At 69.2% G+C, this 4,893-nt stretch carries 6 protein-coding genes; 3 read left to right on the top strand and 3 right to left on the bottom strand.

Features of this window, described 5'->3' with window-relative positions; translation table 11 throughout:
• Positions 1-263: GcrA family cell cycle regulator (locus F9K34_RS17045; protein WP_291338312.1), on the bottom strand; the 263-nt coding region annotated here is incomplete at its 3' end.
• 138 nt (positions 264-401) lie between these two features.
• Entirely contained in the window at positions 402-1,046 is a 645-nt protein-coding gene (locus F9K34_RS17040; protein ID WP_291338311.1) for a DUF6064 family protein, read from the bottom strand.
• A 284-nt stretch (positions 1,047-1,330) separates the two neighbouring features.
• Here F9K34_RS17040 and F9K34_RS17035 point away from each other — a divergent pair, with 284 nt between their 5' ends.
• The 3 genes from F9K34_RS17035 (at position 1,331) to F9K34_RS17025 (ending at position 4,361) form a co-directional block, all read left to right on the top strand.
• Complete coding sequence (locus tag F9K34_RS17035; protein WP_291338310.1) at positions 1,331-2,524, top strand: aspartate aminotransferase family protein; 1,194 nt, start codon at positions 1,331-1,333, stop codon at positions 2,522-2,524.
• 62 nt (positions 2,525-2,586) lie between these two features.
• Complete coding sequence (argF, locus tag F9K34_RS17030; RefSeq protein WP_291338309.1) at positions 2,587-3,513, top strand: ornithine carbamoyltransferase; 927 nt, start codon at positions 2,587-2,589, stop codon at positions 3,511-3,513.
• A gap of 152 nt (positions 3,514-3,665) precedes the next feature.
• Positions 3,666-4,361 (top strand): hypothetical protein, encoded by a 696-nt coding sequence (locus tag F9K34_RS17025; protein WP_291338308.1) that lies wholly within the window; start codon positions 3,666-3,668, stop codon positions 4,359-4,361.
• 3 nt (positions 4,362-4,364) lie between these two features.
• On the opposite strand, the gene F9K34_RS17020 is transcribed toward F9K34_RS17025, so the two are convergent.
• A partial coding sequence (locus tag F9K34_RS17020; protein WP_291338307.1) for an ATP-dependent helicase C-terminal domain-containing protein occupies positions 4,365-4,893 on the bottom strand: 529 nt, incomplete at its 5' end.

Genomic DNA, 4,893 nt, shown 5'->3' with positions numbered 1-4,893 from the left:
GCCGCCGGCTGGGCCGGCTTCGCCGCCGGCTGGGCGGGCTTGGCCGCGGCGGCGGGTTTTGCATCCATCTTCGGCGCCGGATCGGGCCGGTCCTTCACCGGTTCGGGCGCGCCGCCGACCCGGTTCGAGAGGCCGAGCCGGTGCACCTTGCCGATGACCGCATTGCGGGTGACGCCGCCAAGCTCCTTGGCGATCTGGCTCGCCGACTGGCCTTCGGCCCACATCTTCTTCAGCGTCTCGACGCGCTCGTCGGTCCAGGACATGTTGTTCCTCGGGCTTTCGGGGCCATCCCTTGGGCCCCCTTGGAGGGGCGTGCGGGTGGTCCGGAATTCTGGTTGGCGGCATTCTAGCGGCGACGCGCCGAGATACAAGGGAAGCGGCTGCGAGGCAAGGGCAGAGGCTCAGACGCGACGGCGCAGGGCCATCGCAAGGCCGGTCCCGGCGACCAGCGCGGCCGCGGCCAGAAGGGCGAAGTCCTGCGGGACCCGCAGCAGGATCGCCGCGGAGCCGCCGATGACGGCCCAGAGCGCCGGCACGACAAGGAGATGCGAAACCCGCCTCCAGTTGCCGCCGAAGAGCATCCCGATGGTGAAGATCGTCGTCGGGCAGGGCGCGACTCCGAAGGCGGGGACGGCCGGCCAGGCATGGCCCGCGAGCCAGCCCCAGACCGGATAGAGGACGAGCGCGAAGGCGCAGAGAGAGCCGCCGATGACCGCGCGCGGTGCGCCGCGGAAGGAAAGGCGGAGATCCGGGCTCCGGGTCGCCGCCCGGAGGAGGAGCGTGGCCTGCAGGAGGAAGCCGGCCGCAAAGACCCGCGCGACTGGGTTGATCACCGCGAAGTAGAGCCAGTGATAGCCGACGGCATTGACGAGCCAGAACGCGGCGAGAACCGTCAGAACGAGCCGCGCCGGGGCGCCCCTGCGGCGCAGGGCAAGCAGGCTGACTGCGAGACCCATCGCGATGGCCAGGACATGCAAGGGCCAGGTTGCCGCATTGTAGCGGGCAAAGACCGCGAAAAACTCCTCGACCGAAAACGGCATCGCCATCGGCCCCAAACCCAGGCCCGCCGGCGTCTGATCCTGCGGCGGCGTGGACCTGCCGACATTATTGGGACAAACGCCCGGAAGGGAAACGGAATGGCATGGACAGAAGGCGCCTTTCCCGCTAAGGCGCGGCCATGACGCACCCGGTCCGCATCCTTGCCCGCCCCCGACGCCGCCGCAGCCGCGCCTGACGTCCGTCACCTCTTGGCTCCGCGCCAACCCCCAGACATCGTTGACACCGGCCGCCCGCTTTGGCACCCCTTGGCCTTCCCTTACGGAGTTCGTCCATGTTCCCGTCGATCCTGCCCACCTACAACCGCGCCCCCCTCGCCTTCGTGAGGGGCGAGGGCTCCTGGCTCGTGGCGGAGGATGGCAGCCGATACCTCGACCTCGGCGCCGGCATCGCGGTCAACGCGCTCGGCCACGCGAACCCCAGCCTCGTGGCGGCGCTCACGGAGCAGGCGGGCCGGGTCTGGCATGTCTCGAACGTCTACCGGATCCCCGAACAGCAGCGCCTCGCCGACCTTCTGGTGGAGAAGACTTTCGCCGACACGGTCTTCTTCACCAACTCCGGCACCGAGACGGCCGAACTCGCGATCAAGATGGCGCGCAAGTACTGGTACGAGAAGGGCGCGCCCGACCGGATCGAGATCCTGACCTTCGAGGGCGCTTTCCACGGCCGTTCGACCGGCGCGATCGCCGCCGCCGGGTCGGAGAAGATGGTGAAGGGCTACGGGCCGCTCATGCCCGGCTTCCGCCAGCTGCCCTGGGGCGACATGGCGGCGCTGAAAGCCGCGATCTCGGATAAGACGGCCGCCGTCATGGTCGAACCGATCCAGGGTGAGGGCGGCATCCGGCCCATCCCCGACGAGGACCTCAAGGCGATCCGCGCCCTTTGCGATGCGACCGGAGCGCTCCTGATCCTCGACGAGGTCCAGTGCGGCGTCGGTCGCACGGGGAAGCTCTTCGCCCACGAATGGGCCGGGATTACCCCCGACATCATGATGGTCGCCAAGGGGATCGGCGGGGGCTTCCCGCTCGGGGCGGTGCTCGCGACCGAAAAGGCTGCCGCTGGCATGACGGCCGGCACCCACGGCTCCACCTATGGCGGCAATCCGCTTGCCTGCGCGGTGGGCGCCAAGGTGATCGAGATCGTCTCCGACCCGGCCTTCCTGGACGAGGTCGGCCGCAAGTCGGGGCTCTTCCGCCAGAAGCTCGAAGGACTCGTCGCCGCCCATCCGGCGACCTTCGCCTTCGTTCGCGGCCAGGGCCTGATGCTCGGGCTGAAGTGCAAGGTCGCGCCGGCGGACCTGGTCGCCGCTGGCTACGGCCGGCATGTCCTCACGGTCGCTGCGGCAGACGACACGCTGCGCCTCCTCCCGCCGCTCACGATCACCGACGAGGAGATCGCGGAGGCCGTCCGCCGCCTCGACGCCGCCGCCACGAGCCTCGAAACCGCGCCCGCAGCTTCCCCCGCTTGAACACACCCCCGCAGGCCCGGGGGCGGGCAGCGCCCTCACCGGCACGGGGAAAGGACCGACCGATGCAAAGCTTTCTCGACATCCACAAGACCGACGCCACGGAACTGCGCGCCATCATCGACCAGGCCCGCGCCATGAAGGCCGCGCGCAACGGTCGCCCGAAAGGCGAGGCGGACGACGACCAACCGCTCAAGGGCCGCATGGTCGCCCTGATCTTCGAGAAACCCTCGACCCGCACGCGCATCTCCTTCGACGTGGGCGTGCGCCAGATGGGGGGGCAGACCATGGTGCTGTCCGGTGCCGACATGCAGCTTGGCCACGGCGAGACCATCGCCGACACCGCGCGGGTCCTCAGCCGCTATGTCGACCTCATCATGATCCGCACCTTCGAGGAGCAGACGCTCATGGAGATGGCAGAGTATGCCGACGTGCCGGTCATCAACGGGCTGACGAACCGCACCCATCCCTGCCAGATCATGGCCGACGTGATGACCTACGAGGAACATCGCGGACCGATCGCCGGCAAGAAGGTCGTCTGGTCGGGCGACGGCAACAACGTCTTCGCCTCCTTCGCCCATGCCGCCGGGCAGTTCGGCTTCGATCTGACCTTCACCGGACCCGAGACGCTCGACCCCGAGCGCGCCTGGATGGACTTTGCCGCCACGAAGGGCCGCCCGATCACCGTCGAGCGCAACCCGGAACGGGCCGTGAAGGGCGCCGACCTCGTCGTCACCGACACCTGGGTCTCGATGCACGATCCCCAGTCGGCGCGCGAGCGGCGGCACAACCAGCTTCGCCCCTATCAGGTGAACGAGCACCTGATGAGCCTCGCCAAGCCCGATGCGCTCTTCATGCATTGCCTGCCGGCCCACCGCGACGACGAGGCGACGAGCGCGGTCATGGACGGGCCACATTCGGTCATCTGGGACGAGGCGGAAAACCGGCTCCACGCCCAGAAGGCGATCGTCCGCTGGTGTCTCGGCCTCTGATCCGGCGCCGGCCGGTGGCCCCTGGCGCAGGCAGGAGGGCCACACGGCGGGCAAGGCGATGCGGCTGGCGCTTGGCCTTCCTGAGCGGACTGACTAGTCTCGCGCCAAGCGGGCAGCGCCCGGGCGGGCAGGGATGAGCGGGGGAGCCGAGCGTGACGACGAAAGCGGCGAAGGGTGCGGTCAACCTCACCGATCTGGCGGACCGGTACGGGTCGGACAAGGGCTCTACCAAGCACCGCTACACCGAGCTCTACCACATGCTCTTCACGCCCTACCGCAACCGCGCCATCGCCTTCCTGGAAATGGGACTCCAGATCGGCGGGCCCGAGCACGGGGCCTCGGCTGACCGGCGGACGACCGACCTGCCTTCGGTGCGCATGTGGCTCGAGTTCTTTCCCAAGGCGCGCATCCACGGGCTCGACGTGTCCGACTTCTCCTGGTTCGCCGCCGACCGCTTCACCTTTCACAGATGCGACATGGATGCGCGGTCGAACATCGCCCGCGTGGCTGTCGACATGCCGGATTTCGATATCATCCTCGACGACGCCAGCCATGCCTCGCACCATCAGCAGAACGCCTTCCTTGAGCTTTTCCCGAAGCTGAAGTCCAGCGGGATCTACATCATCGAGGACCTGCGCTGGCAGCCCGAGGCCTACGAGCGGCCGGGGATCACCAAGACCGCCGAGCTGTTCCGCGGGTTCTCGCAGGCGCGCGCCTTCCGTCACGTCGATCCGGCGGTGGAGGCGGAGTTCGCCGCACTCGCACCGGATATCTCGGGCTGCTTCCTCTTCCAGGTCCGCTACGACAGGACCCGCCGCGACCAGGTCGCCGTGATCCACAAGCGCTGAGGCTCAGGTTCCGCGCGGCTTCGCCCGCAGCGTCGGCTCATGCGCGGTCGGATCCTCGGGCCAGGGGTGGCGGGGATACTGCCCGCGCATGTCCTTCCGGACGTCGGCGTAGCTCGTCGCCCAGAAGCCGGGCAGGTCGAGCGTCACCTGCACCGGGCGGTTCGCGGGCGAGAGGAGCGTGATGCGCAGCGGCAGCCGTTTCGGTCCCACCACCGGATGCGAGGTCACGCCGAAAAGCTCCTGAAGGCGCAAGGAAATCGACGGGTGGTCGCCCTCGTAGTCGATCGGCACCTGCCGGCCGAGCGGCGTGGTGAACTGGGCGGGTGCGAGCTTTTCGAGGTCCTGCTGCTGTTCCCACGTCAGGCACTGCCGAAGCGGCTCGGCCAGGTCCAACGCGCGCAGGTCCGCCCCGTTGCGCCGCCCGGCGAGATGCGGCAGGAGCCAGTCCCCGGCCGTGGCCAGGATGCGCTCGTCCGACACGTCGGGCATCGCCGCGCCCTCGGCGCGCAGGAGCGCGATCCGGGCGCGGAGC

Origin of the sequence: Albidovulum sp. (assembly GCF_008933605.1) — a bacterium.
In the GTDB taxonomy this organism is placed as follows: domain Bacteria; phylum Pseudomonadota; class Alphaproteobacteria; order Rhodobacterales; family Rhodobacteraceae; genus Albidovulum.
The sequence above is the reverse complement of the archived record's forward strand: the minus strand, read 5'-3'. Positions and strand labels throughout refer to the sequence as shown.